Origin of the sequence: Microbulbifer sp. CNSA002, from assembly GCF_047324085.1 — a bacterium.
GTDB lineage: Bacteria > Pseudomonadota > Gammaproteobacteria > Pseudomonadales > Cellvibrionaceae > Microbulbifer.
In genome coordinates, this window is sequence record NZ_CP172449.1 from 1716620 (window position 1) to 1741880 (window position 25261).

The following is a 25261-nucleotide window of genomic DNA, read 5'->3' on the forward strand; positions in this document are numbered from 1 at the left end:
GCCTGAGGCGTGTAGAGGCAAGAAGTAAATAATCGAGGGTTGCAGGTTTGTAGCCCTTGGATTAGGAGTTATTCAAGTGATAAGTGGCAGATCACTCCGGGATAGCGGCGGATATTGCTGCAATTTCGGAGTTCCCAATTGGTTTGAGGGGGTATTGGTCAGCCACTGCTACTTGCATCAAGTGCGCCAGACGTGTGGCGTCCGAGGAGAAGCTACCGACTTTCGTCGGGTCCCTTAGCTCAGTAAGTGTTACTGGAGAGCGTGGGTACCATGGTGGCAGTCGAGGGTTGTGTCTAGCAAGCCTCCCTCCTCTTATCATCGCTTCAGTATGGGGTTCCTTTCTGTTTGGATCTTCATTAACACTTTGCACGAGCTCAAGGTGTCGCATGAGCTTTTAGCTCTGGTGAACGCTTAGGGGGCTGTGTTGCAGGGAACAGTGAATTCCCAGGTCACATTGAATGCCACTTGGGCGCGCCATCGACTTGAGTGAATTTCCATAGAAATCGTTGGAAAAATTGCTTGACGGGGCCGGAGAACGAGGATAAAGTTGCGGCCTCGTTGAGACAGGGAAACAAAAAGAATCCTTGTATATCAATGACTTAGAGAGATATTACTGATCTCGTTTCGAGATCCAGTATTTACTGAATACGTCTCTTTTGCAGATATTGAAAGTGAAGCCAATGAAAATTGGCAATGCCATGGACAGCGTGGCAGCACGAGGCCTAACAGGTAGCCGTGCAAAGTTTCTGTCCCCATCGTCTAGAGGCCTAGGACACCGCCCTTTCACGGCGGTAACAGGGGTTCGACTCCCCTTGGGGATGCCAATACGACCCGGTAGCAATGCTACCGGGTCAATTGCGGGAATAGCTCAGTTGGTAGAGCGCAACCTTGCCAAGGTTGAGGTCGCCGGTTCGAACCCGGTTTCCCGCTCCAAAAATAAAAAGCCGCTCAATCGAGCGGCTTTTTGTTTTTCCGATATAGTAATTCTTATCTTCTGCACGGTTACTTTTGCCCGGGACTCCTGCAAGTTCCGGTTCGTTCCACCAAGTGACGTGTATGAAAAACCCTAGCTCCCCTCAGGTTGAAATTATTCGGGCAAGCGCGTTGAATAACGCTCCCCACTATAGGAGTGCAAGATGAGCGCTGCGCTATCGATCCATAACTTACAGAAAACCTACGACAATGGTTTCCAGGCCCTGAAAGGCATCAGTTTTGACGTGCAGCCGGGAGACTTCTTTGCGCTGCTGGGCCCCAATGGGGCGGGGAAGTCCACCACAATCGGTATCATCTGTTCCCTGGTGCGCAAAAGCGGTGGTTCAGTGTCGATTTTTGGTGAGGATATCGATGTCGATTTTGCTGCGGCCAAGCGCCTGTTAGGTGTTGTGCCACAAGAATTTAACTTCAGCCAGTTTGAGAAAGTGTTCGACATTGTCGTTACCCAGGGCGGTTTTTACGGTATGCCGCGCAAACTGGCTGAAGAACGCACTGAGAAATACCTGAAGCAGTTGGGGCTGTGGGATAAGCGCGCTACCCAGGCGCGCATGCTCTCCGGTGGTATGAAACGCAGATTGATGATTGCCCGCGCGCTGATTCACGAGCCGAAATTACTGATTCTGGATGAACCCACAGCTGGAGTGGATATAGAACTGCGGCGTTCCATGTGGAGTTTCCTGGAAAAAATAAACCAGCAGGGCACCACAATTATTCTCACCACCCACTACCTGGAGGAAGCCGAGAGCCTCTGTCGTAATATAGCGATTATCGACAAGGGCACTATTGTCGAGAACACTTCGATAAAGTCACTGCTGAAAACCCTGAACCGGGAAACCTTTATCCTGGACTGCGCAGAATTTCTCACTGAGTGCCCGGACTTGTCCGGTTATGAAGGGCGTTTGCGGGACAATCACTCACTGGAAGTCACTATTGAAAAGGGACAATCTCTGACCGAGGTATTTGCGTCATTACAGCGGCAGGGCATCACAGTCACCAGTATGCGCAATCGCGCCAATCGCTTGGAGGAATTGTTCCTGTCCATGTTGTCGGAAGAAAAAATGTCGGGGCTAGAAGAGTGAAGGGCAGATTAATTTGGATATCATTCAGCACTATTTACCGTCGGGAAGTCCGGCGCTTTATGCGTATATGGCCACAGACCCTGGTACCGCCGGTAATCACTATGTCACTGTACTTTGTGATCTTTGGCTCCCTGATTGGTCGGCGAATTGGTGATATGGGGGGCTATCCGTATATCGAGTTTGTTGTGCCGGGTTTGATCATGATGTCGGTGATTACCAACTCCTACGCTAACGTAGTTTCGTCTTTTTACAGCGCTAAATTTCAGCGCAGTGTGGAGGAGCTTCTGGTTTCGCCAACGCCGAATTGGGTGATTATGGCGGGCTATGTACTCGGTGGCGTGTCACGGGGATTAATGGTGGGGTTGATAGTGACTCTCGTAGCGATGTTTTTTACCTCACTGACGGTAGAGCACATCTTTGTCACGGTAGCGATTGTATTTTTGACGGCGGTGCTGTTTTCCCTGGCTGGGTTTATCAATGCTATTTTTGCCAATAGTTTTGATGCTATCTCTATTATTCCGACCTTTGTATTAACTCCCCTCACATACCTGGGAGGCGTGTTTTACTCTATCGACCTGCTGTCGCCTTTTTGGCAGGGGTTGTCGAAATTGAACCCCATTCTTTATATGGTGAACTCCTTCCGTTACGGCATTTTGGGTGTTTCCGATATTAATGTTGTCGGGGCATTTTTTGGCGTCCTGGTATTTATTGCGCTTTTGGCATCCTGGGCCATTTATCTGATGAGCCACGGTAAGCGACTGAGACATTGAGAAATTTATGACAAGAGAAGACTGGCAAAACCTCCCCCTGGGGCAGGAGACCACCTACGAGTCCACTTACAACCCCGAGTTGCTCCATCCAATTCAGCGCTCAGTATCCCGAGCCCAGTTGGGGCTCTCTGCCGGCGCAATGCCTTTCTTTGGAGAGGACGAATGGTGGGGTTTTGAGCTTTCCTGGTTAAACCCCAGGGGTAAACCACAGGTGGCGGTGGCTCGTTTTAGTTTTCCTGCAGAAAGCCCCTGCATGGTGGAGTCAAAATCCTTCAAGCTGTATTTAAACTCTTTCAACCAGAGCAAGTTTGAATCTTGGAGATTGGTACAGGATGCCCTGGTGCGGGATCTCTCTGCAGCGGCGGGGGCAAATGTCGGCGTTACCCTGATGGATGTGGAAGATGCAGCGCTGGCAGTTGAGAAGCCAGAGGGCTACTGTCTGGATCATCTCGATATAGAAGTGAATAATTACGAACCGGACCCCGCACTCCTCGCCCTCGAAGGCGGTGAGGAAGATGTGAGTGAGGTTCTTTATAGCCACTTGCTGCGCAGTAATTGTCCGGTAACGGGACAACCGGATTGGGCGACAGTAGTTGTGGACTATAAAGGGCCGGCACTAAAGCGAGAGGCACTGTTGGCTTATATTGTTTCCTTCCGCGAACACCAGGATTTTCACGAGCACTGTGTCGAGCGTATCTTTTGCGACTTGCAACAGTTGGCGGAATTTACCGAGTTAACTGTATGTGCCCGCTATACCCGTCGTGGCGGCTTGGATATTAATCCGCTGAGATCGACTCGCATTGAGAAACGTATGCCTCCGCGTTTTGCCCGTCAATAATTTCCTTTCTTAAGTGCCACCGGAGTCCTCGGTGGCATGGCCCTTCAATTCCAATCTTTGCCAGATGCCGACCTGGGTTGGCGCTGCGGTCTCTTAAGCTACGCTTTCCAGATAGGCCGGGGAAACCGACAGTGCAGTTGTGTTGGCCGCCCCACAGGAGGTGGAGTTGAGGCTGACAGATGGAGATTAATACCCAGTCCCCAGTAATTCCTGCCGTAGTAATCGGTTTTGCCCCACTTCTTTTTTCCCAATCCTCCACTGCAGAAGTTTATGTTAAAGCTGATGATCTGATACGGGTGATTGAGGCCCAGCAACAGCAGCTGGAAGAGCAGCAGGCCCAGATTCAGCAACAACAGGCAGACCTCGAAGCCCTGCGTCGGCAAATTGAGCAAATGCAACGGGCACCACCATCCCGACCGTCTCTGGAAGTAACTCCTGTACAGCCCGTTGAAGCACCGGTGAGCAAGGAGGACATGAATGATTTACAGCGACAGATTGAGGAAATACGCCAAGAAGTTCCACCTGGTTCGCTGCCTCCGCCGCGGGCCCAGTCTGATCAGGCGGTACCTGACCCCAGTGACATCGAAGATGTGATTGCCAATGCGACAACGGAGTGGCCTGGCTCCATTCCTTTGTTGGGAAATACCATGAAGGCGAAGATCAGTGGCTTTGCGGACTTGGATGTCAATTATGATACCGACGCGATCATCAGCCCCGCACAATTTGTACCTGCCGATATTGTGACTTTCGACAAAACGGCTGCAGAGGGAGCGGACGGGCAGACAGAATTTACCGTGCAGACCTCCAGGTTGGTATTTGAGACCCTGCAGCACTGGGAGGGACGTGAATTTAAAACCCTGATTTCGATGGACTTCCTGCAGGACTCCAGTGTTACCACTCCCAACCCCCGTATGCGCAAAGCTTATGGAGAAGTGAGTAATGCGCTTTGGGGGGGCAGTATTCTTGTGGGGCAGCAGTGGTCAACATTTGCGAACTTGGAAGCGGTCCCCAATACCCTGGATTTCCAGGGGCCTAATTCGGCATTTGGCTTGCGCCATTCAATGGTCCGATGGATTAAGAGGTACGGGCCACAGTATTACTTTAAGGTGGCTATTGAAGCGCCAGATTCGCAAATCATTGACGGGGCGACTGAGGTTGCCCGCTGGCCCGATGCGGTATTTGCGCTGGAGTCGGACTTGCCTAAGTCCCAGGTACAAGCGGGTTTGGTATTAAGGGATTTACGCGCGAGTGGCGATCCGGATTCAGCCGTATCAACCACCGGCTGGGGATTAAATTTAAGTGGCACTTTCAATATGCCCGGCGTACTTTCTAAAGACGTTCTTTATTACTCTTTGTCCCTCGGTGCGGGATATAGCGGTCTACTTAATGACGCGCCACCAGATGCGGCTTATGATTTTTTTGATAACTCGGTAGAGGCACTAAATACTACAGCCTGGTATCTGGGGTACCAGCACTGGTGGACTCCTTGCCTGTATACCGTCGCGACCTATGGCAGGGTGAGACAGGAAAATTTGGATTTCCAACCCGGTGATTCCTACAAAACAACCCAATACCGCAGTATCAATATTGTTTGGTTACCCTTTCCCCGTTGGCTGACTGGAATCGAGGTGCTCTACGGCGCTCGCAAAGACAAGAATGGTGACAGGGGGTCTCTGGTGCGGACACAATTTACGACCCGAATGACGTTTTGAAAAACTGCAATGTATTTAAAAGAGGTGTTCAGGTATATGCGAGTCAAAAGAGGGAAGGTATTTCAAGCTCGAATTATTAGGTTGCTATGCAGCCTTTCATTGATTTCTCTTCTACTCGGATGGACTTCAGCCAGTACCGTGGTTACGCGGGTATGGCAGTCCCCATATATTGGTATTCAAAGCTTAGGAAAAACCCTGGTACTCGCATATACCCTGGTACCGAGGCCGATAGTCGGTGGGCAGGTAGAAAGGGAGTGGGTCATGCAACTGCAGGATACGGGTATTGATGCGCATTCCTGGAGTGCTCTGGGGGCAATAACTGGTGTTCCCTCAATGGGGGAGATTGCACCCTTGCTCCGGGAGAGGGGATTTGACACTTTATTGGTTACCCAATTGTTGGCATTAAAACGGATCAACCCGAATATCCGCAACTCCCAGGTTGCTGTTGTGGAGACACGTTTATATTCGGCGCCTAGTGACGAAGTTTATTGGTCGGTTCAGTCGGATACTTTTTTATACAAATATTCAGGGGAGGAGCTGCGCCATCCCAATGAGAGAGATTTACGCGAGTTTGTAGAGGTGATGATTCGCACTATGTCTGGCAATGGCGTTTTATAGTCGCTAATTTATCGTGATTTTTATCGAACCTTTCTCCAGGCCAATAAAACTGTTGTATTCAGCTATTCTGGTGAGACAAACCGTTGATGGGCCTATCAAAGAGTGCGCGTTCAATGGTTCGAAAGGGAATTCAAAGCGTTAGCAGGAATAGATGCCGGCTAACTACTTTTGGCGGTAGGCTTTACCATGGATTGGAATCTAAAAGCCCCTGTGGTTTTTTGGCGTGCGTATCTAAGGTACTGGAGATGTGTTGATGTGCATGCTCCACGATTATTATTTATTCTGCCCGTTTTTCTCTCAATTTTATTAATCCCCTATTCTGCTAGTGCCTCTGAAACCTTTTTGATGCCGTTGGGACCAGTGGCAGAGGAGCAGAAAGTACACTTCTTTTGGGCTATGGCACTCACCATGGTCGCTGTTCTCCCGGTATTTATCCTGGTGCCAGTAATCCTCTTTAAATACCGAAGAAAAAAAGGTCACGGATTCTATGCGCCAAAATGGGAAACCTATGGTCCGCTCGAAGTAATTATGTGGGGTGTGCCATTCCTGGTCATAATTGTGCTGTCAGTGATGCTCTGGCGTGCAACGGCGCGGCTTGATCCCTACAAGGAAATACAGGGCGTTGTCCCCCCGGTAAAAGTGCAGGTGGTAGGGCTCGACTGGAAGTGGTTATTTATCTATCCAGAGCTGGATATTGCAACGGTTGGTGAATTGGTTGTACCAGTACACACTCCAGTCTCAATGATATTGACCAGCGACACGGTAATGCAGTCGTTCTTTATTTCTGCGCTGGCTGGGCAGATTTATGTGATGCCGGGTATGACGACAAAGCTCAATTTTATCGGTACAAAAACCGGCGACACCAGAGGGGAGAATACCCAATATACCGGCAATGGTTTTGTCGACCAGAATTTTGCAGTCAAGGTTGTGACTGATGAGGACTTTGAAGCCTGGGTAAAGCAAGTACGGACGGGTGGGATTGTCCTGAGTCCAGAAAATTATAACCGCCTGGCACAGCGAAACACCAAAAAACAAGCATACAAAGTCTTGGGAAATAGCAAGATGCCAGAAAATACACTGTATTTTAACTTGCCGGGCACAGACCTTTTTCACGAAATAGTAATGCGTTATCACTCCGGTAAACCGCTGAGCATCGAAGAGCAGCCCGGCACCCGAAAATTCGGCCGGGGCGAGGATGATGCCGAGGGAGCGCAGCCATGAACAATTTGGATTACGGTTGGCTGGGTAAGCTCAATTGGGATTCTCTGGTATTTAGCGGGTTTCTTGAGCGGCCCTCTGTCAGTGAGGCCGTTGCCAGTGTGGCGGGCTCGATAGTAATACTGGCAACAGTGGGAATCCTGTTTTTATTGACCTGGTTTAAAGTCTGGGGAACACTCTGGCGGGATTGGTTGACCAGCACTGATCACAAAAGAATCGGCATTATGTATATTGCTTTTGCGATTGTGATGTTGGTTCGAGGGTTGCTGGAGGGAATGGTAATGCGTGCCCAGCAAGCCGCCGCACCGGAAGGCTTCCTCTATGCAGATCACTTTGCCCAATTGTTCAGTACGCACGGCACCATAATGGTGTTTTTTGTGGCAGTTCCGTTTTTGGTGGGCCTTATTAATTTCGCTATGCCGCTGCAAATTGGTGCCCGTGATGTGGCCTTCCCGGTACTTAATCAAATCAGCCTGGCGGTGACAGTTTCCTCTGGTATTTTGTTGATGGTCTCTCTGGTGGTGGGGCAGTTTTCTACTGGGGGTTGGTCGGCTTATCCGCCTTATACGGGGGCGGATTTTAGCCCTGGGGTTGGGCCTGACTACTGGATATGGGCGATCGTATTTTCTGGGGCGGGGACGACATTAACGGGGATTAATTTCACCGTCACCGTGTATAAATGCCGTGGTCCAGGAATGCACCTATTCCGTATGCCACTGTTTTGTTGGACCGTACTCTGTGCCTCCATTCTAATGATTTTCGCAATGCCACCTCTTAGCGTTGCCGCCTTAATGTTGGGCTTGGATCGCTACCTGGATTTCCACTTCTTCACCAATGACCTCGGTGGAAATATGATGAACTATGCCAATTTGTTTTGGCTCTTTGGTCACCCTGAGGTCTATCTGTTGGTGCTGCCAGCCTATGGTATTTTTTCCGAGGTCTTTTCCACCTATTCGGCCAAAACCCTGTACGGCTATAAATCCCTGGTGATTGCCACCATGTGTATTGCGATCCTGTCCTTTACTGTGTGGTTACATCACTTTTTTACCATGGGGCAGAGTCCGACGATCAATATTGCCTTTGGTATAGCGACTATGCTGATCGCGGTGCCGACCGGAGTGAAAGTTTACGACTGGATGGCGACCATGTATCGCGGTCGAATACGTTTTACCACTCCAATGGTTTATGCCATCGGATTTTTAATCCTGTTTGTGATTGGTGGCCTCTCCGGCGTTATCCTGGCTAACCCCACTGTCGATTTCCAAGTGCACAATACACTGTTCTTGGTGGCGCATTTCCACAATGTTCTGATACCCGGCGTGTTGTTTGGAATTTTGGCAGGGTACAACTACTGGTTCCCCAAAGCATTTGGTTTCCGCCTTAATGATAAATGGGGTAAACGCTCAGCCTATCTCTGGTTTGCAGGATTTATGGTGACATTCTTCCCGCTCTATGGCGCCGGCTTATTGGGGATGCCAAGACGATCATTCAGCTATGCCGATCTCACATTCAAGCCGTACATGATCGTTGCTTTTATCGGCGCAATGATTGTTCTGGCGGCGTTAATTTCGCTGGTTATTCAATTTATCGTAAGTATCAGGGACCGAAAGAAAACCCAGGTTCCTGTAGGTGATCCTTGGGATGGTCGCTCCCTGGAGTGGAACTCTCCCGCTCCAGTACCGGCTTATAACTTTGTTGAAATACCCAAGGTTACTGATCGGGATGCATTTACTGAGGCTAAGGAGCACGGTGAAGCCTATAAGCGGCCTAAAGTCTATCGAGACATAGAGCTCCCTAAAAATAATCCTCTCGGATTTATTTTGTGCGTTGTCAGTGGAATTTTGATGTTTGCCCTGGTTTGGTACATCTGGTGGCTTGCACTGATCTCCGCATTAACCATTTTGGTTGCAGTTATCGCGGCCACCTTCCGCAAAGAAACGGAATATATTATTCCTGCCAGTCAGTTAGAGAAGGATACGGAAGCTTGGTTGGCCTTGGTCGAGAAGAGCGAGGCAGTGAGCCGGGACCTGGAAGATTCCCCGCGAAATGTCGGCCTTGCGAAGCTGGAGATCTAAATGAATCCCGTCTCTTCACCGAAAAGCCCGAGCAGCATCAATCCCCACGAAGCCATCCACAGAGATCCCGATATGGTGATCTTTGGCTTCTGGGTCTTCATGATGAGCGACCTGATTTTCTTTGGGGTGGTATTTGCGATTTATATCACCATGGTGGGCGCTACCGCCGGAGGGCCGGGCCCGAAAGAGCTTTTTGATTTCGGCAGCTTGTTCGCCCAAACGATGCTTCTTCTAACCAGCAGCCTCACTGCGGGTATTGCGACAGTTATTGTTAAGCATGAACGCAGTCGCGCTGCCTTTCTATTTTGGGTGGTGATAACCCTGTTATTGGGTATGGGCTTCCTGGCGTTGGAACTTTACGACTTTGCCGGGATGGCCGAGAAGGGAGGGGTGCCACAGCGCAGTGGATACCTGTCAGCCTTTTTTGGCTTAGTGCCCTTGCACGGTCTCCATGTCACTTTCGGCTGTCTGTGGATGATTGTTTTGATCGTTCAGGTTTTCACTATGGGATTGGGGGATGTCGTAAAGCTGCGCTTTCTGCGCCTGGCATTATTCTGGCATTTCCTCGATTTGATTTGGATCGGAATTTTTTCCGTGGTTTATTTCGGTGGCTGGGTCTATGGCTAAAGAACCGACTTTTGCACAACACCTGCGGCTGTATATCACAGGTTATATCCTGTCTATTGTGCTCACTCTGGCGGCTTTTGCCGCAGTGCTGACGATCGGAAGGGAGAATAAAAGTGTTTTGATTCTGGTTGCGTTACTAGGGGTTGCGCAACTGGTAGTGCAATTAAAATATTTCTTGAACGTAACAACCCAACGGGACCGCAGGGATAACCTGGCGTTGATTCTTTTCTCTAGCTTAATTCTTTTGATTATTGTGATGGGTACAGTCTGGATTATGGGGAACCTGGCGGTGCGTATGCATACTACTATGTAGAATTTTACGCTTACGCACCTTTTATAAAATTAGATAATGACTTTGCTCTTCAGGTTGGATGCTGCTTTTTGTAGGGACTGTAAGACCTTTTCCTTATCGTAATTTCGGATTTTATCCAGGTCTAAATGCATTGAGAATCCGGGGGCATGCTCCTCCAGGTAACTCTGCTGGCCGCCCAGGTTCTTACGCAGATCAGTAACCTGGTAAACCTTCACCGGGGTACTAATACCTTTTACGGTGATATGCCCTTTGTCCCGGCACATTACCGTGTGTTTGATCATGGCCCAGGTCTCGTGGCTAATCAGGATTTCTCCCGGCTGGGCGGCGCCTTCCAATCGCGAAGCGAGGTTAACGTGGGTACCCATCACCGTGTAAGACTGGTAGTTAGCGGTACCAAAAATGCCGACAGTACAGTAGCCGGTATTAATACCCATACGAACCTGCAGGGGGCGCGAGATACCTTTGTTATACCATTCCTGCTTCATTTCACGTACGCGTTTACGCATCGCCAGGGCCATAGCTACGCAGCGCAGAGCGTCTGACTTTGGTCCTTTACTCTCATCGTCCCCAAAAACAACCATTACCGCATCGCCGATAAACTTATCGATAGTGCCGCCGTATTGCCCAGCGATGCGTGCCATTTCAGAGAGGTAATTATTGAGCAGCTGGGTAAAGGTCTCTGCCTCTAACTCCTCGGTGAGCTGGCTGAAGTCTTTGATGTCAGAAAAGAAAACGGTGAGGAGCTTTCGCTGGGTCACCAGAGCTTCTTCATCCCCGGTAGTGACAGAGCGCCACAGCTTTTGTGGCAGGTATTTGGAAAGCTTGTAGGAGCGAACCTTGCTAACGCGCTGCTCAACCATCAGGGAGTGATTGGCTTCCTTAAGCTGGCCAATCTGGCGGTGGGTAAAGAATGCATAGGCGCATAAATAGGCCAGAATACAGATCAGGCTTACGGTGCTGATAGTGAGGTCAGCGCTCACCAGTAGGGATGGTTCGTGCATCAGGTACCCGATAACGACCCCAACCAATAAGCCGGTATTGTGCTCAAACCAAGCGCGACCACCGCCGCCCCCAGTGAGGGCATTCAGCTGGACCATGGTAACCAGCAGCAGCGAGGGCAGCATGCTGAAGTCCGCCAGGGAGATGGTGATGCCGATCAGTACTGTATCCAGGAAAGAGAGGCAGCGGCGGGTTTTCAGTGCCTTTTTATCGCCAGTTTTGTAGAGGATAAATTGGGCGAGAGCGGTATAAGCAATGATAAAAAGAGCAGATCCGCTAATAACCAGCTTGTCTGATTGCCATGGCGCATCCCAATTCACCGCGTTTGCCAGGGTACCGGCAGCGGCAAATAAAATCAGGGTGCGAAAATAGGTGGAGTAGCGAGGGTTAACATTCCGCCCCGTGCTCTCCTCAAGCTGGTCCTGCATTTGTGTTGTTCTTTGTCCGTTTGAGCAGAAAGTGAACACCTTGCGCGTTGGCGATAGGGTGGCTCCGATTTCCCCATCCACCGTATAGCAACGCCGTGACTCCAGCAGCGCAGTTTACTCTTCCGAGGAACAGAATGCGAAAAAACTGTGCATGCAAGTGATATTTTTCTCGTTGTTGTTGCCAGTGATATTACCGCACCTCCAGCCTCAGAACCTCCCAATTTTCATGGCAGATTTGCAGTTTAGGCAGGGAGGGTACCTTAGGGCTTTGCGTATCAAGGTTTATATAGATAGCGACCACTGACTCTACAGCAGGCCAAGGATTATGACAGGGTGCTTTTCCGACATTATTAACCTAGATCAATCTGAGCTCAGGAATCCGAGCGACTTGTACCAGGTGAAGGGAAAAGGGGAGTGTCAGTAAAAGACAATTTTTCCTATGGCTGCTTTAAGGGGCTGGGTACCGGCCTCATATAAAGCCGCGCTTATATTCACCTTTGAGTCAAGGGGTTACATAAGTTGTACAGCCCTTATATTGGAGAACCGAAGGGGCAGGGCCGGCCGGAAAACTAATGCTGGTCGGACTAGTATAGAGCCTGGGTCAAACGACTCACAGAGTCTAGCCACCAAACCTGCGATAGCTGAGGGGCTCATTTGAGGGGGCAAATAGCCGTGGTGACTTGTAGCGGATAGTCTGAGCTCCCTCATGATGCCCCGTTTTAACAGCCAGAGAGACTTTTTTCGCATTAGTGCTTGCACAACAAGGAACATTTGGGTAAAGTGCGCGCTCTCTCGACGACACAGCAGCTATCTTCCTGATTTCCTTGAAGATTTCGCTGAAGAGAGAGACCGCTACAACGCGGAGAGCCCTCGCGAAGGGTGACAATTTGGTGAGGTGTCCGAGTGGTCGAAGGAGCACGCCTGGAAAGTGTGTATGTCGCAAGGCATCGAGGGTTCGAATCCCTCCCTCACCGCCATCTTCTAAAAGCCCGGCTTATGCCGGGCTTTTTTGTTTCTGCCTTTCGATTGGTTTCTCTATGTCTTTTTTGGCGGTTCTACTCGTCAGCCCAGGGATTTTTGGGCTTTGCTAAGGGGGGATCTCATCTTAGAAGGGTTTGCCAAATACTACTGCGTTTATAATTGATGAGCTGTTAGATTTAAGGGGGTGCACAAAGGCCTCTTTACTCATTCTGCTGTAGTATTTTATATAGATCCTCATTTTTGTTGCTATTATCCCTGCTGTCTAAATTGTGGGCTAAGTTAGTTTTGAGGGAATTTAAACTGTGCGTTAGCTCTTCTCCTTGCTTTTTCCCTGCAGCGCCATCGTCTACTTTTTAGGGTTAAAGTCATACATATTTATATTTTGGCTCTTATTGAGGCAAATTATCTAAATGAAATTTGTACCTGCTGAGTAAAAACTTCTTATTCAACAACCTTCTCTGCTTCCTATTTTTTCTTTCATTTAGAGTGGCTTGTTGGAAGTTTGTGCCGTCGGTCTATAAGTGAGAGTTACACTGCCGGTATCAATCAGCTATAACGCAACAAACAAACCCTGACAGGGACGGGCGCAAAGCTTTTTCCAAACATTGTTGGCAGTTTGGCGTTGGTGTGGGAGATACTTAGGGTGCCCTCCAATGGTTTATGTAGCCCCCCAGGGAAGCCGCTAGTAGCTGAGCATGAGCACTAAGAAAAAGGTAAGTACACATTCACCCCAGATTCCACTGGAATTTTCTTCGACATTTGGGTAAAGTGCGCACTCTCTCGACGATATAACAGCTATCCTATTGATTTACTTAAGGGTTTTGCTGGAAGGAGAGGCCGCTTTAAGGCGGAAGGCCCTCGTAGGGGGTGACAATTTGGTGAGGTGTCCGAGTGGTCGAAGGAGCACGCCTGGAAAGTGTGTATGTCGCAAGGCATCGAGGGTTCGAATCCCTCCCTCACCGCCATCTTCTAAAAGCCCGGCTTATGCCGGGCTTTTTTATTTCTGAAGCTTTTGTTCTTTAGTCTTGAGTATCAAAGACCTTAGCTGTCACTGCTTTCTCCTATAGACGGAGGAGGCTGCTAGGCAGAGACCCTATTTATTATCGCAATACTCATCAAAATTGCTGGGAGTGTTAGCAAAGCCAGCCTTCTCTGCAAGTTCCCATGGTCGTTCGCATTCTTTAGTTTTACTACACCAAAGGTAGCCGGCTGAGTTTATACACCCGTGGGCATCCTTGTCTGAACCGACCGGTGTGGTGGGCTTGGGATCCTCTGGAGTATCTGAGGAGCACCCCATCAGGGACGCGACTAGGATAAAAGCGGCGGCTTCTTTGATTTTGAGCATTACAATCACCAGAAAGTTAAGGTTATTGTTAAGTATACGATTTAGTGCAGTACCCTTCACAAGCCGTGCCTAATCGTTACTTCAAGGCCAGTTCAAGTGGGTCTTTTAATATTATTATTAAGTTTGAAAGGGTATGGGGTTGATAAGCCCCTTCAGTCTAGTAGCTTATCTGCAAATCTGGCTATACTTAAAAATCACCCTCTCGATAACTCTCAAAACTCCTGGTTACTTTAATATCCTGACTTAGGCTGTGATATCTCTATCGCAGGAAAAAATAAGTCCGTAAGTAGTAGCGGATTGCCTAAATTTACAGCATTTCATACTGACTTCACCATACTGGCAAGCAGCTTTTCACATGCTCTATAGAGAATAGGTTCTAGCTCTTTTGCTCCAAAAACAGGCCTATATCTGAGCATCCCTCTTAGGCTGAATACTCCTGAAAAATATTCTCTCCATGGCATTTTCTCTCGAGCCCTATAAGAGGAGTGTGTTTTTTTGGAGTCGGCGTAATAGAGTCGAGCGGCGACTTCAATCTTTGGCCGCCAGAATACAGGCATTGCACCAAATTCTCCAAAGCATGCGGTGTCAAACTCACCCCCTCTTACTTTTAAGACTACAACCTCTAGTGCTAAATCATTGGATTTAGGTTCTATTCGACTCGATATATGTGGTAAGGAGAAAATTTCTACCAGCCTATGACGAATGCCCGCCTCTAAATCTTCGCCCTTAAAAGCCCCCCAAGCACCAATCTTGCTAAATTCATTCTGTGAGACGGCAATCATTTTATCCAGATAGACTCGTGGTTTACTCTTTTTAAATAACTTTGAGAACATTCTTACTGTAGCCAGATATAGGTTTTGTGAGGATGGGTACAAGGGTTAGTGCTGAAGGTATCGTGTGAAACCGACATCCTATTAGACATGGAATGATAGGTTTTCTGTCTATATTTTGCACTACTGTTAATGGCTAAATTGTATCTCCCATGGGCAAAGAGCCAAATAGATATTGCTTGCCGGGAACCATCTTTTCTCTGCCGCCCATGATGACCGGTTGTAGCATGAGCTTGAATGAATGATGGTAATAAACTAAAGGTATAGTGTTCTTGGGGGATTAGTTACCTATTAGTTTTGGTAACTCTCTCATCGCTTGAAAGGACACTACACCAACGGTATTAGATTCCTCGTTAAGACGATTAAAAAAGTAAGTTTTCATGCCTGCTTCTATACCAGCCTGAACTCCCACTGGTCCATCATCTATAACGGAGCAGTTCTCAGGATGGTAGCCCATACTTTTTGCGGCATGTAGGTATATGCCTGGATCAGGCTTCCATATGCCTACTTCATATGAACTGAATAAATTATTTCCGAAATACTTAGATAGCCCACATATATCTAATGCATGCTTGATTTTTTGCAGGGGGCCGCTAGATACTACCGCTTTCTCACCATCAAGTGCCTCAAGAGCGTCTGCTACACCTTCAACAGGTTTTAACTCTCTGATAAAGAGTTTTGTGACTATATCGCGATAAGCTGCAACAAAATTGCTTTTCAGTTTGATATTATTCTCTTCTTCTAATAGGGATAGAATGCTTGCCAGTTTCCAACCCCGAAATCTTATGACCAGTTCATCAGCATCTAGTTTTATTCTGTAATTTTCGAACATCATAGCTAAGCCAATACTGGAGAGATGCTCGCTATCAACTAAGGTGCCGTCGTTATCAAAAAGTAGGCATTTGCTCACGGACGAAGCTCCTATTGATTTCTTTTATGTTACGCTATTTTTCCCATAGTGAGTTTATATAAATGATATATAAAGCCGCCGCCGCAATAGGCATGAAGTGCCACCAATAAGAGGAGGCGTCCCCTCCATGGTTGTATTGGTATATAACAATACCGGCGGCAAGTATGCTAATTGAGGGTAGTAAGTATAGGGAAGCCGCAAGTATCACTGATGATAGTTTTGATAAATTTCCTCTATTAGCTACGCCACCTCCAGCGAATGCGGCCATCATAAAAAGGAATCCGCAAAAAGACAATTGAAGAAATGAGCCTACAATAACCCAAGTTAAAGACATGTTGATCCGTTTCCTTTGTATAATTTACTCTAAAATCCTGCCGTGATAACTGACCCTGGTGAGGGTATTGCTGCTTTTTCTTTTTTGTGGCTTATTATTCTAATTATATGATTTATTGCGGGGTCTTCTCCTGCGAAATACTCTTCAGATGAGAGTGTTGCGGGAACATGTGGTGCAATCCAGATACGATGATCTTCGGCCTTTGAGGCCTGATGATATTGAGATGAAATAATTCCCCAGACACCGCTGTAAGGAAGTTTAAACCATCCCGCTTCACCTAAATGGTTGGGTCTGCTCCCACTTGGTTCACCGACAATGATGATGTCAGTCAAGCGATCGAGGTCTGCAAGTAACAAATGTGCAGCGGAGAAGGTATTCCGTCCAATAATCACAAATAGATTATTCTCTTCGCTATTTTCTGAAAAATGAATTAACGATCTTGTTAAGGGAGGGATAATAGAACCATTGCCGCCGCTGTTGTGACGCAAATCTAGAACAAGATTTTTGACTTTTCTACCCTTGGTGAATGCTGTGATCTTTTTGCTGAATACGTCCAGTGGGTGTGACTTATCTTGTGCGACCCTATTAAATTGTAAATATAGGAGATCATTGTCAGAATTGTATTCAAGCCAATAGTTTTCTTTCTTGTTCCTTAGGTAAAGTAAGTTGTCCCTATTATTAGGTGCGGGTAAGGTTGGAAAACCTGTAAAGTTGAAAGGTTTTCCTGATAGAACTACTTGCTCTTTGGCTCCTGATTTTTCTTCCAAAGTTAGTGGGATCTTCGATGCACTTTCTACTATGCCTAAACCCTCGAGAACCTCCGGTAAGGCCAGATAGTAAGGCCCCAGCCAGTATTGTTGCATTTCGTTATCGCGGGCATTTACAGTGGCAATCTTTTTCATTACTGCATCTATCGGCTGGTTGGCTACAGAAAGGAGTTTTTTCCCTACAAGATGCTTATATTCGGTATCGGCGCCTACAATGAATATCCCATCATTAAACCAATAGAGCTGGATTGGTAACTTGCTGAATGAGCCATTCCTAGAGTGGGTTGGGACAATAAAGTTGTGTCCATTCCCTAAGCTGGCAAGTAGCGCCATCATTCTAAATACGATTTGTTGGTCGGTTAAGTGGGGGATTTCTGTTTTAATTTCGTTTATGTGTAATGCTAGATCTTCCTTTGATGAGTGATGGTAGGGGTTAACATGTAGGCGTAATATTTCATCAGCTAGGAAGTTTAAATCTGTCATCCAGCGTTCATCTCTCGATAAATTTTCCAGCTGGCTTTCCCCTGAAAGCTCCTTATACATGTCGTCTTGAGATATGTGTTGAAAATCGCTGCTGCCAATGAGACTTTTCCGGTCATCCCATCTGGAGTCGAGTGCTTTTTGAATCCAGCCCAGTGCTTGGTCTTTCTCTTTCATTTTGGAATGACATTGTGCAATTTTAATCATTATATCGTTAGAGGGGGATGAAGCTGATCTTATCCCCGACATGATTGTCCCTAGTTCTAGGGTTCGTTTGAGTGAGGGAATTGCTTTGTTACATTGGTTCGTCTTGATGTATCCATGCCCGAGTAAAAACCAAGTGTCTCCATCATCTTTATATTGGGCGGTTAGTTTTTCGAGCAAGGGAATAGCTTTTTCCCAGTCATCGGTTTTTGCAAAACTTACTGCTTGTTCTCGCTCTATCCAATATTCGGAGCCGCTAGAGGGAAAGGACTGGGAGGGCATTTGACCAATAGCACTGTTGGTCATAAGGTCTGCCTTTGAAACGGCTACTACAGGTGATGGGGTCAAGAAAAATCCGAGTACTGAAAGGGCCAAAAAAATTTTCATACTTGTTTGTGCTTATTCTTTTACGATTGAGATTCTTAGAGGTAAGCTTGAATCGGGCATGCCTGAAGTGACATTAAATTTAATGCAAGTAATCGCTTTACTGTTTTTGTTAATGAGGGGCTCACTCCCTGCTCGTAAAGGCGAGTTTGAGCCCTAAAGCTGCGAAGCTACCAGCAAAGACTCGTTGGATAATAATACTAATTTTTTCTGAGTGAATAACATAATTTCGAATGACTGTTGCTAGTAAGCCATAAACAATGAAAACCAGAAAGGTCATAGCCATGAAGGCAAGTCCAAGAATCAACATACTATCTACGGGGCTCTGTATTTGAGAGGGAATAAACTGGGGTAAGAATGCCAGGAAGAAGATGGTTAGCTTTGGGTTTAAGATATTAATCATAAATCCCTTGAAAGCAATTGAAGTTAAACTCTGTTTCTTTTGATTTTCTTCTAGAGTCAGGGAACTGCTGGATTTAAGCATTGACCAAGCTAAGTACAATAAGTATACAACTCCTGCATATTTTACAAACTGGAATGCTAATGCACTGGTATGAATAATTACGGATAGCCCCATTATACAAGCAAGGATAGAGGGGATGATGCCTAGCGTACAACCTAACGCTGCAGAAATACTTGCCCTTTTACCCTTGAATAGTCCCGCTGCAACTGTATATAGAACTCCCGTTCCCGGTATCAACACAACGATAAAAGAGGTAATCAAAAACTCAATGCTTATCATAAGGACAAGTCCTGACGTGAAATTATAGATTTAAATGCTGGATTCAGGGATAACCCTTTTGAATGGTGGCCTCTCAATCTTCTTCAATTTTTAAGCTTACACCAGCTATTGGTGTTTCTGGGGGAAGGCCACTGAGTTGCTTATGTATCTGTCCTAACAGATCTAGATGGACTTCCCAAGATATAGATTGATAATTTTCTGTAATGTACTCCCCGCCCATTATCGGTGGTTGGATTGGTGAATAGCAACAGCCTTGAGTTAATGGTTGCTCCACTAACTCAAGTAATAATCTATATTTAAACCAGTGGCCCGGAATATCTTTCATTGCTGCCATCATCTCTCGGAATGCATTCCAGGATTTAGCGGCAAGTTCCATTTCTCCTGTGCCAGTATCTAGGAAATAGACACGTTCCTTGTTCAGTAGGCCTTCCTTCCTTTTGAAGAATAAATCCCCCATGGAGGTCAGAAGACACATGGAGACCTTTTTACCAACTAGCCATCTCCAGCATTCAAGGGCATCTCTTTTTCCTAGATCAGTAACTGGAGCAAAAATATCTACTTCATTATCCATAATGTATTTCTATATGCCTGCGGTAAAATTGCCCAAAACTCATGATTGTTCTTAATTCAAGCCTCTGTCACACATCCATGGCGCTACGTCAAGATTTTTGTGGAGACAGCAGTTCGCTTGCAGATTGAGCGGAGCCGAACTCTTGTTGGCCCTTTCTCCAGAAATAAATGCTGATACAAAAAATAACTACAGGTAAAACCATACCAAATTCATTGAGATACCAACCTGAATCTGTGCTTTGTAGGGTCAATGGATTGAAGAATTTTTGAATAAATGCATTGTGGCTCATGTGGAAAATAACGGCAGGCCAAACACTGTTAGTCTTTAATCTTACGTAAGTCATGATGACTGACATTGACATTAAGCCTAGCGTAAAGAAAAACAACTGATAGCTGAGGGGGGCTGTTTCATTCCCGTAGACACCTGCTACCATCATGGGCCAATGCCAGGCGGCCCATATAAACCCAGAGGTTAGTGCGATCCCTGAGAAGGACATAATCTTTGAGAGCTCAGGTACAAGCAATCCACGCCATCCAATCTCTTCTCCTAAAGCTCCAGGCAGTATCAATAAAAAGCTGATACTTGCAGTAATTAAGAATCTAAAGATGATTACACTGGTATCACTCCAGTCATCTACTTTATACCCTTCTCTTAGTGCCGTAACGTATTCTGAGCTATACCACTCCCCGAAACCTAAGATCCACATAATGAGGTAGGCAGCTGCTACATAACCCAAGGGTACCAAGTAGCTCAACCACTGATATCTCCAGCTTCCCCAAGACCATCCTAAGGAGCCCAGGCCCTTCTTGAATATCAAGCATGTTGTGACCGTGGCAAGCCCAACAGAAAGCATTAAGGGTACTGCGCTTTCCATGTGAAAAATTAGCCAGTATCCGATAGGGTAGAGGCTCGCTGTGAGAATTAAAAAAACAGCGATAATTTTGAGCGAACTCAGCGATTCTTTCATCTAGATCGTTAACTCCGTGTTATCTTGAAAATGGCTAATCTGTAGTATGTCTATGTGCGAAATAGGATATTTCTTGTACTGTTAATGAGTGGGCATTACAAGAGGCGTAAGGTTTTGAAGGTTGCCCTGCAGAGTACTATTGTTGGGGTTAGGTTAAATTTACAATTTCTGAATCATCTTTTCTAAATGCGGGAGGAATAGGTTATTAACTATCTCTCGAATTAATATTCCTTGGATTTTTTACTGAGCTATTCGATTATAGTGAATTCGATCAGTTTTTCTCTACTCTTACCTAAGCGGTTTTGATCTTACCAGACGGGTCATTGTATCTTCTTGTAGATTCGTTCAATGACATTCTGTATGAGATGTTTAGAGCTGTTAAAACAAGTGCGCTAGCCTCAGGTGAGTATTTTGTATTTCATAGAAGTTAGGCAATGACTGTAGCCGCTTGGTTAATAACTGCTAACCGAAGTAGTTGAGGTGCTATATATGGTTGAATGTCAGTACACTTGTACAATGATTGGGCTACTTCCTCCTTTCCATAGCTTAATGCTGTTAAGTAACCTAGAGGGTAAAAAATCGCTCGGAAAATGATGTATGGGTAGTGTCCGGCGGTTTAGTTATTGAGCCGTTTAATGCCAAGTGCTGTGCTGCTCCTGAGTTATAAAAGGGCATTGGTTAATGTTGTTTCCACTCTATGGTATCGCCTAAATTTTCCTTTATATTTTCAAACATTGCGACTCTGCTGGAATTGGGAAATTTTTGGATAAAGAAGTCGATTTGCTGTTTTGCTTTGGGGATGTCTTGGCGATAGATATGCAAGAATACATAACCAGATTCGACCTCATCGTTAAGATTGGGACTAAAATGTTCTTTTAGTATGGATAAGCTTTGCTCTGCTCTGTCTAAGTATGCGAGGCCAATTGATAGGTAGAAATAGGATGCTGAAAAGTTGCACATCACGGACTTTTTAAAAGTGTGAAGACATGCACTTAAGTTATTGAATGCTTTTTCCGCGCTACCCTCTACATCCATGTTGTGGCCCTGTCGGTAGAGTTCTGATAGTAGGTAAAGTGACTCTTCTGAGCCATTATGTACTGTGTTAAAAGCTTCTGCTTCGGAAACTAATGCAAGCCATTTTTGATAGATCAACTCTCTTTCTTTCTCATTTGTAAAACTGGGTGGGTATCCACCAATAAACTTATTGAGTTTTAATATCTTCTGTCTAATCTCCGGAAAGGACATCGTGGGTGAAGCTATTACCGGGGGATTTAGTTCAAATATCCGTTCTTGGAGTGTGGTGCCAGGGATGTTGACTTGAGATGAAGCGTTGGCAGATAGAAATGTGATGAAAATTAGTGCTAAAGATAACTTCATTATTCTGCCTCTTATATCCTTGTTGTAATGGTTCTCGACCTTTATGTAGTATAGGGGATAGCTATTGTTACTACATACCAATTTCTTAACCATCTAAATTTTTTCAGTCGTATATTAGCTTAATGATATTCATTCATTGGGGTGGGTGGATACAGCACACTTGTACCGATTTGTACTCATGTCAAAGTGGATTGGCTTCTTGACGGAGCTCAAAGCTATAATCAAAATGCTCCCCCAGCAGTAATTAGCCGCAGTTTAGTTTTATGCGACTCAAGTCTTTATTAATAGTGTCCATGTTGACCTTCAGCGGGTGTTATGAAGTAACCCCTCAATCTTATGATCGCAATGAGTGGTTGCCACGGTGGTCTGATGACGATGGTGATTGCCAGAATACTCGCCAGGAGCTATTGATCCGGCTTTCTTTGGCTCCTGTTGCCTTCAGCAATGAGAAGAGCTGCACAGTGGTTACAGGTTTGTGGATGGACCCCTATACGGGACAGTTTTTTGAAAAAGCCTCGGATCTGGATGTGGAGCATATAGTACCGCTATCTTGGGCTCATAAGTACGGTGGTGCTAGCTGGAGCCGGGAGCAGCGCAGAGCTTTTGCAGAAGACCCTGCAAATTTATGGCTGGTTGATGATGGCCACAATCGCAGTAAGGGAGATAAAGGGCCCGATCAGTGGCTGCCGCCCTATAAGCCAGCCCAAGCCATTTATATTCGTCAGTTTGAGGTTGTGGTCCGTAAGTATCGGCTTGGCGACTGAATACGACACTCTATCGTTAGAGCTGACATTGAGCTGATTTTTAAGTAAATCGGCTCCTGATGGAAATCACTGATCTCCGGATTATTTAGATCCTTCACTCCTTGCTCCCCATCCTATTATCTCCTTCGGGTTAGTTAACAATAGTGATATTTAGCTATCCACCTAACCTACAGGTCCTGGTATGAACGCTAGTCAGAAATGGCATTAATGTACACTTCAGTTAAAGCACTGTGGTTTTCTTCTGTTGCTGAATATTCATTTCTGCGATTACTTGCCGCTTAGATAGGGTGGGGTGTTACGAATTTGGCTTTCTTGGGTTACATAATTGAAGCGATATTTACGGGCATTGAATTGAGTTAAAAGATGATAGGGGAGAGCTATGGATAGAGTTGCTGGTATCTCGGCGTTTGGCATGGGGTTAATTTATATTAGTGCGTTTGTATTCTTTGGTGCTTTTTGGTCTTTTCCATCGGATGGGAGCTCCATAGAAAAAATGACGTTCTTGGCAGAAAATCAACAGATTTTTAATATTGCCTATACCCTAATGTACTTGGTCTTTGCGATCTTGCTGGGCTGTGTGGTAGTTAGCTTATATGAAAAGCTAAAAAGTAAGAGGAGGGAGATTGCTGCATTGGCATCCTTGTTCGGAGCAGTCTGGGTGGGCCTGGTCATAGCGAGTGGTATGATCGCAAATATAGGGCTCGCCTATGCTTTGGGGCATATGGAGGTCAGTGTTCAGAAGGCTTTCGATACCTGGGGAATAATATACTTGATGGTTGAAAGTCTTGGTGGTGGCAATGAGTTGGTGGGTGGACTTTGGGTTCTGTTAATTAGCATTGCTGCATTGCAAGCTGGGCTTTTTTCCCGTCCATTAAATTTTATCGGTGTGCTAGTGGGAGTGGCGGGAATTGCGACTATCTATCCGGACGATATCTTTACAGAAATATTCGGAATTTCCCAAATAGTCTGGTTTATTTGGTTAGGTTTCTCTTTGCTAAGGCTGGGTAGGCACAGTCAAAAATGGGAGGCAGCAAACTCTATTCCGAGCGCTAATAGCTAAAGGTGTATATAGGTAAAGCCTGCTTCTTCACATGGAATGCGTCTGGACAATAAAGCTTGTATGCAAGTGGGTAAGAAAGTGTTTTTGATTTTCCCCAAAAAATGAAAAATGCGTCTATCCTTTCAATGGGCCAAGTATTCGTTGATTCAGTGTCTTGGCTTGCGTTTCCGCTGTCGTAAGGCTGGTGAATCCGGGGCAATTCCTTGCCTCGCTGTTTGTCGCAGTCATTTTAGTGACTTGCTGGCCAGTCCTCCCCGGCCCGTGGGTAGCGAGCGGATTGCACATTACCTGCAATTGATTCACGGGGTGATAACCCTGGATATTTTGGAGATCTAATTGTGAAAAGTAAGCAGTTCATTCTTCCTTTGGTAATTGCCAGTCTTGCTGCTTCTGCTGCCTTCGCGGATAACCATCCCAAGAAGCCGGCGAAAGACTGGACCTGTGCGGATTTCCTGGCTATCGACGACGAGTTTAAGCCTAAAGCAGTTTATTGGGCTGCCGCCTACGCCAAGAAAGGCACGGAAGAGGGGGATATGCTGGATATTGAAGGCACAGAAAAAGTGACGCCGATGGTGATTACCGCCTGCACCAAAGCGCCAAAAGAATCTTTCTGGGCTAAGTTCAAAGATGAGTGGCACAAGGTGGGGATGCACCACAAGAAGGACAAAGCTGAAAAGCAGATGATGAAGATGCAGAAAAAAATGCAGGATGGCACTCAGATGAACAATAGTAATGGTGGCAGTGGCACAAACGGGACTAACCAGTAGGCGCTGTTCGTCAATACTTGCATTGCTATTGTTCTGGGCCCGGCTTGTGCCGGGCTTTGTCTATCCTGAGATGGAGATTCACCAGCGAAATGGTTTCGGTTAGTATTTATGGTGAATGGACGAAAAGTAGGCAAATGGATTTGTGATATGGGAAAGACTGTAAGAAACGAAGCCAGGCGCGGGAGAACAATTAGCCGTTCTACCAGGCTCTTCTGGGGTGGGGTGCTGTTGGCTGGGTTATTCCTGGCGTTGTTTATGCATTCGGCAAAGGCAGTCGTTTGCTAATTTGCCTTGATATGTATGGCGCCCCCGGGTGGACTCGAACCACCAGTCCGGACTTAGGAGGTCCGTGGTTTATCCTGTTAACCGACGGGGGCGGGTGTCAGCACTGTTGAAGAGCGGCGCTATTCTAGCCTGTGGAAAGCCCTGTGTCATGTCATGCTTTTCACCATTAACTCACCTTCCATCCAATCGTACCAAGTTGCTGTGTCACTGAGGGTAACATTGGCGCCACTCGGTTACTGCTATTCCCGTCGTTCCCTTTTCTTAAAATTTTCGAAAAACCTTCATAAATCTGTCTTTTTTCTTCGCTACTTTGACTTCGAAATGGAGGTTTTTGCGGATAGCTTTGTTCGGGGATCAGTTGGAAAGTTTTGACGTAAAAGCCGCATTTCCACTTGATAAATTATTGCTTGACCACGATTGATTGAGCTGGATAACCTGCAATTGCACCCTTGGTGCGATAAGGATATTTCTGCTTTCTCTAATCAAGATTATGGAGTTTCGTATGAGCGGCCACGTTAACGAAAGACGCCTAGATTTTGATAATGTGGGTATTCCACAAATTGCAACTGAAGTGCTGAAGGAAGCTACCTCTCAGCCACCACGCGACGCACGTCGAATGGTAGAAGACAAATTGGAGGAAAAGCGTTTAAGGCGTGAATTAATGGACTATGATTTCGACTAACGAAATATGCTGAAACTTTAACGGCTACAGCCAGCTATGCAGGGTGCAGATAATAAATAAAAGTAATCTAAAAATAGGATTGCTTAAACTGTACTCTGCGTAGTTAATAGATTTTATTGAAAATTTGCCTTTCCTACCCAA

General features: G+C 46.3%; 23 protein-coding genes and 5 tRNA genes. 18 read left to right on the plus strand and 10 right to left on the minus strand.

Annotation, left to right across the window (positions count from 1 at the left end; all coding sequences use genetic code 11):
- The first annotated feature begins 748 nt into the window (after nucleotides 1-748).
- The 11 genes from ACG1BZ_RS07630 to cyoD all read left to right on the plus strand — a co-directional run bounded on the left by ACG1BZ_RS07630 (nucleotide 749) and on the right by cyoD (nucleotide 10243).
- Nucleotides 749-824 (plus strand) — tRNA-Glu (locus ACG1BZ_RS07630).
- Between the two features lie 33 nt (nucleotides 825-857).
- Nucleotides 858-933 (plus strand) — tRNA-Gly (locus ACG1BZ_RS07635).
- Between the two features lie 203 nt (nucleotides 934-1136).
- A complete protein-coding gene (locus ACG1BZ_RS07640) occupies nucleotides 1137-2072 on the plus strand; it encodes an ABC transporter ATP-binding protein (RefSeq protein WP_413665083.1) in 936 nt (311 codons plus the stop codon).
- On the plus strand, nucleotides 2069-2842 hold the full coding sequence (locus tag ACG1BZ_RS07645; RefSeq protein ID WP_413665084.1) for an ABC transporter permease: 774 nt from the start codon (nucleotides 2069-2071) through the stop codon (nucleotides 2840-2842). Before ACG1BZ_RS07640 ends, ACG1BZ_RS07645 begins: the two co-directional genes overlap by 4 nt.
- Before the next feature lie 7 nt (nucleotides 2843-2849).
- Nucleotides 2850-3680 carry an NADPH-dependent 7-cyano-7-deazaguanine reductase QueF gene (gene queF, locus ACG1BZ_RS07650; protein WP_282933541.1) on the plus strand — a complete coding sequence of 277 codons (831 nt, stop codon included), beginning with the start codon at nucleotides 2850-2852 and terminating at the stop codon, nucleotides 3678-3680.
- A gap of 179 nt (nucleotides 3681-3859) precedes the next feature.
- A complete protein-coding gene (locus tag ACG1BZ_RS07655; RefSeq protein ID WP_413665085.1) occupies nucleotides 3860-5392 on the plus strand; it encodes a DcaP family trimeric outer membrane transporter in 1533 nt (510 codons plus the stop codon).
- 99 nt (nucleotides 5393-5491) lie between these two features.
- Complete coding sequence (locus ACG1BZ_RS07660) at nucleotides 5492-6010, plus strand: hypothetical protein (protein ID WP_413665086.1); 519 nt, start codon at nucleotides 5492-5494, stop codon at nucleotides 6008-6010.
- 345 nt (nucleotides 6011-6355) lie between these two features.
- A complete protein-coding gene (locus ACG1BZ_RS07665; protein ID WP_413665087.1) occupies nucleotides 6356-7231 on the plus strand; it encodes a cytochrome c oxidase subunit II in 876 nt (291 codons plus the stop codon).
- Nucleotides 7228-9303, plus strand: a complete 2076-nt coding sequence (locus ACG1BZ_RS07670) for a cbb3-type cytochrome c oxidase subunit I (protein ID WP_413665088.1) — start codon at nucleotides 7228-7230, stop codon at nucleotides 9301-9303. The genes ACG1BZ_RS07665 and ACG1BZ_RS07670 overlap by 4 nt, the downstream gene beginning before the upstream one ends.
- A complete protein-coding gene (locus ACG1BZ_RS07675) occupies nucleotides 9304-9930 on the plus strand; it encodes a cytochrome c oxidase subunit 3 (RefSeq protein ID WP_413665089.1) in 627 nt (208 codons plus the stop codon).
- Entirely contained in the window at nucleotides 9923-10243 is a 321-nt protein-coding gene (cyoD, locus tag ACG1BZ_RS07680; protein ID WP_413665090.1) for a cytochrome o ubiquinol oxidase subunit IV, read from the plus strand. The genes ACG1BZ_RS07675 and cyoD overlap by 8 nt, the downstream gene beginning before the upstream one ends.
- 29 nt (nucleotides 10244-10272) lie before the next feature.
- Here the strand turns inward: cyoD and ACG1BZ_RS07685 are convergent, their stop codons facing one another.
- The gene (locus ACG1BZ_RS07685; protein WP_413665091.1) at nucleotides 10273-11670 is read right to left on the minus strand and encodes an adenylate/guanylate cyclase domain-containing protein; all 1398 of its coding nucleotides are present in this window, start codon (nucleotides 11668-11670) and stop codon (nucleotides 10273-10275) included.
- A gap of 889 nt (nucleotides 11671-12559) precedes the next feature.
- Between ACG1BZ_RS07685 and ACG1BZ_RS07690 the strand changes: the two genes are divergently transcribed.
- Nucleotides 12560-12647, plus strand: a tRNA-Ser gene (locus tag ACG1BZ_RS07690).
- 881 nt (nucleotides 12648-13528) lie between these two features.
- Nucleotides 13529-13616 (plus strand) — tRNA-Ser (locus tag ACG1BZ_RS07695).
- Nucleotides 13617-13744: 128 nt separating this feature from the next.
- On the opposite strand, the gene ACG1BZ_RS07700 is transcribed toward ACG1BZ_RS07695, so the two are convergent.
- The 8 genes from ACG1BZ_RS07700 to ACG1BZ_RS07735 all read right to left on the minus strand — a co-directional run bounded on the left by ACG1BZ_RS07700 (nucleotide 13745) and on the right by ACG1BZ_RS07735 (nucleotide 21562).
- Nucleotides 13745-13996 carry a hypothetical protein gene (locus ACG1BZ_RS07700; RefSeq protein WP_413665092.1) on the minus strand — a complete coding sequence of 84 codons (252 nt, stop codon included), beginning with the start codon at nucleotides 13994-13996 and terminating at the stop codon, nucleotides 13745-13747.
- 317 nt (nucleotides 13997-14313) lie between these two features.
- Nucleotides 14314-14829, minus strand: coding sequence for a hypothetical protein (locus tag ACG1BZ_RS07705; RefSeq protein WP_413665093.1), 516 nt, complete (start codon nucleotides 14827-14829; stop codon nucleotides 14314-14316).
- Between the two features lie 277 nt (nucleotides 14830-15106).
- Nucleotides 15107-15736 (minus strand): HAD-IA family hydrolase, encoded by a 630-nt coding sequence (locus tag ACG1BZ_RS07710; RefSeq protein WP_413665094.1) that lies wholly within the window; start codon nucleotides 15734-15736, stop codon nucleotides 15107-15109.
- Nucleotides 15737-16099: 363 nt separating this feature from the next.
- Nucleotides 16100-17908 (minus strand): hypothetical protein, encoded by a 1809-nt coding sequence (locus ACG1BZ_RS07715; protein WP_413665095.1) that lies wholly within the window; start codon nucleotides 17906-17908, stop codon nucleotides 16100-16102.
- A 121-nt stretch (nucleotides 17909-18029) separates the two neighbouring features.
- Nucleotides 18030-18647 carry a LysE family translocator gene (locus ACG1BZ_RS07720; RefSeq protein WP_413665096.1) on the minus strand — a complete coding sequence of 206 codons (618 nt, stop codon included), beginning with the start codon at nucleotides 18645-18647 and terminating at the stop codon, nucleotides 18030-18032.
- A 73-nt stretch (nucleotides 18648-18720) separates the two neighbouring features.
- Nucleotides 18721-19218 carry a T6SS immunity protein Tdi1 domain-containing protein gene (locus tag ACG1BZ_RS07725; RefSeq protein WP_413665097.1) on the minus strand — a complete coding sequence of 166 codons (498 nt, stop codon included), beginning with the start codon at nucleotides 19216-19218 and terminating at the stop codon, nucleotides 18721-18723.
- Nucleotides 19219-19306: 88 nt separating this feature from the next.
- Nucleotides 19307-20185: a CPBP family intramembrane glutamic endopeptidase gene (locus ACG1BZ_RS07730; protein ID WP_413665098.1), complete on the minus strand. Its 879-nt coding sequence runs from the start codon at nucleotides 20183-20185 to the stop codon at nucleotides 19307-19309.
- Nucleotides 20186-20863: 678 nt separating this feature from the next.
- Nucleotides 20864-21562 (minus strand): hypothetical protein, encoded by a 699-nt coding sequence (locus tag ACG1BZ_RS07735; RefSeq protein ID WP_413665099.1) that lies wholly within the window; start codon nucleotides 21560-21562, stop codon nucleotides 20864-20866.
- 293 nt (nucleotides 21563-21855) lie between these two features.
- Here ACG1BZ_RS07735 and ACG1BZ_RS07740 point away from each other — a divergent pair, with 293 nt between their 5' ends.
- From ACG1BZ_RS07740 to hdeA, 4 genes are all read left to right on the plus strand, one after another.
- On the plus strand, nucleotides 21856-22326 hold the full coding sequence (locus ACG1BZ_RS07740; RefSeq protein WP_413665100.1) for an HNH endonuclease family protein: 471 nt from the start codon (nucleotides 21856-21858) through the stop codon (nucleotides 22324-22326).
- Nucleotides 22327-22705: 379 nt separating this feature from the next.
- Entirely contained in the window at nucleotides 22706-23386 is a 681-nt protein-coding gene (locus tag ACG1BZ_RS07745) for a hypothetical protein (RefSeq protein WP_413665101.1), read from the plus strand.
- Nucleotides 23387-23494: 108 nt separating this feature from the next.
- Nucleotides 23495-23722 carry a hypothetical protein gene (locus ACG1BZ_RS07750; RefSeq protein ID WP_413665102.1) on the plus strand — a complete coding sequence of 76 codons (228 nt, stop codon included), beginning with the start codon at nucleotides 23495-23497 and terminating at the stop codon, nucleotides 23720-23722.
- 2 nt (nucleotides 23723-23724) lie between these two features.
- Entirely contained in the window at nucleotides 23725-24153 is a 429-nt protein-coding gene (gene hdeA, locus ACG1BZ_RS07755; protein ID WP_282933522.1) for an acid-activated periplasmic chaperone HdeA, read from the plus strand.
- 301 nt (nucleotides 24154-24454) lie between these two features.
- On the opposite strand, the gene ACG1BZ_RS07760 is transcribed toward hdeA, so the two are convergent.
- Nucleotides 24455-24530: transfer RNA gene (locus tag ACG1BZ_RS07760), tRNA-Arg, on the minus strand.
- A 410-nt stretch (nucleotides 24531-24940) separates the two neighbouring features.
- On the opposite strand from ACG1BZ_RS07760, the gene ACG1BZ_RS07765 reads away from it, so the two are divergent.
- Nucleotides 24941-25120, plus strand: a complete 180-nt coding sequence (locus tag ACG1BZ_RS07765) for a PA3496 family putative envelope integrity protein (protein WP_108735213.1) — start codon at nucleotides 24941-24943, stop codon at nucleotides 25118-25120.
- Nucleotides 25121-25261 lie beyond the last annotated feature (141 nt).

Excerpts from the sequence above, each read along its gene's own strand:
- ACG1BZ_RS07640 (WP_413665083.1), top strand. The coding sequence starts at position 1,137 with ATGAGCGCTGCGCTATCGATCCATAACTTACAGAAAACCTACGACAAT.
- queF (WP_282933541.1), top strand. The coding sequence starts at position 2,850 with ATGACAAGAGAAGACTGGCAAAACCTCCCCCTGGGGCAGGAGACCACC.
- ACG1BZ_RS07655 (WP_413665085.1), top strand. The coding sequence starts at position 3,860 with ATGGAGATTAATACCCAGTCCCCAGTAATTCCTGCCGTAGTAATCGGT.
- ACG1BZ_RS07665 (WP_413665087.1), top strand. The coding sequence starts at position 6,356 with ATGCCGTTGGGACCAGTGGCAGAGGAGCAGAAAGTACACTTCTTTTGG.
- ACG1BZ_RS07670 (WP_413665088.1), top strand. The coding sequence starts at position 7,228 with ATGAACAATTTGGATTACGGTTGGCTGGGTAAGCTCAATTGGGATTCT.
- ACG1BZ_RS07675 (WP_413665089.1), top strand. The coding sequence starts at position 9,304 with ATGAATCCCGTCTCTTCACCGAAAAGCCCGAGCAGCATCAATCCCCAC.
- cyoD (WP_413665090.1), top strand. The coding sequence starts at position 9,923 with ATGGCTAAAGAACCGACTTTTGCACAACACCTGCGGCTGTATATCACA.
- ACG1BZ_RS07685 (WP_413665091.1), bottom strand. The coding sequence starts at position 11,670 with ATGCAGGACCAGCTTGAGGAGAGCACGGGGCGGAATGTTAACCCTCGC.
- ACG1BZ_RS07700 (WP_413665092.1), bottom strand. The coding sequence starts at position 13,996 with ATGCTCAAAATCAAAGAAGCCGCCGCTTTTATCCTAGTCGCGTCCCTG.
- ACG1BZ_RS07705 (WP_413665093.1), bottom strand. The coding sequence starts at position 14,829 with ATGTTCTCAAAGTTATTTAAAAAGAGTAAACCACGAGTCTATCTGGAT.
- ACG1BZ_RS07715 (WP_413665095.1), bottom strand. The coding sequence starts at position 17,908 with ATGAAAATTTTTTTGGCCCTTTCAGTACTCGGATTTTTCTTGACCCCA.
- ACG1BZ_RS07720 (WP_413665096.1), bottom strand. The coding sequence starts at position 18,647 with ATGATAAGCATTGAGTTTTTGATTACCTCTTTTATCGTTGTGTTGATA.
- ACG1BZ_RS07725 (WP_413665097.1), bottom strand. The coding sequence starts at position 19,218 with ATGGATAATGAAGTAGATATTTTTGCTCCAGTTACTGATCTAGGAAAA.
- ACG1BZ_RS07730 (WP_413665098.1), bottom strand. The coding sequence starts at position 20,185 with ATGAAAGAATCGCTGAGTTCGCTCAAAATTATCGCTGTTTTTTTAATT.
- ACG1BZ_RS07735 (WP_413665099.1), bottom strand. The coding sequence starts at position 21,562 with ATGAAGTTATCTTTAGCACTAATTTTCATCACATTTCTATCTGCCAAC.
- ACG1BZ_RS07740 (WP_413665100.1), top strand. The coding sequence starts at position 21,856 with ATGTTGACCTTCAGCGGGTGTTATGAAGTAACCCCTCAATCTTATGAT.
- ACG1BZ_RS07745 (WP_413665101.1), top strand. The coding sequence starts at position 22,706 with ATGGATAGAGTTGCTGGTATCTCGGCGTTTGGCATGGGGTTAATTTAT.
- ACG1BZ_RS07750 (WP_413665102.1), top strand. The coding sequence starts at position 23,495 with ATGCGTCTATCCTTTCAATGGGCCAAGTATTCGTTGATTCAGTGTCTT.
- ACG1BZ_RS07765 (WP_108735213.1), top strand. The coding sequence starts at position 24,941 with ATGAGCGGCCACGTTAACGAAAGACGCCTAGATTTTGATAATGTGGGT.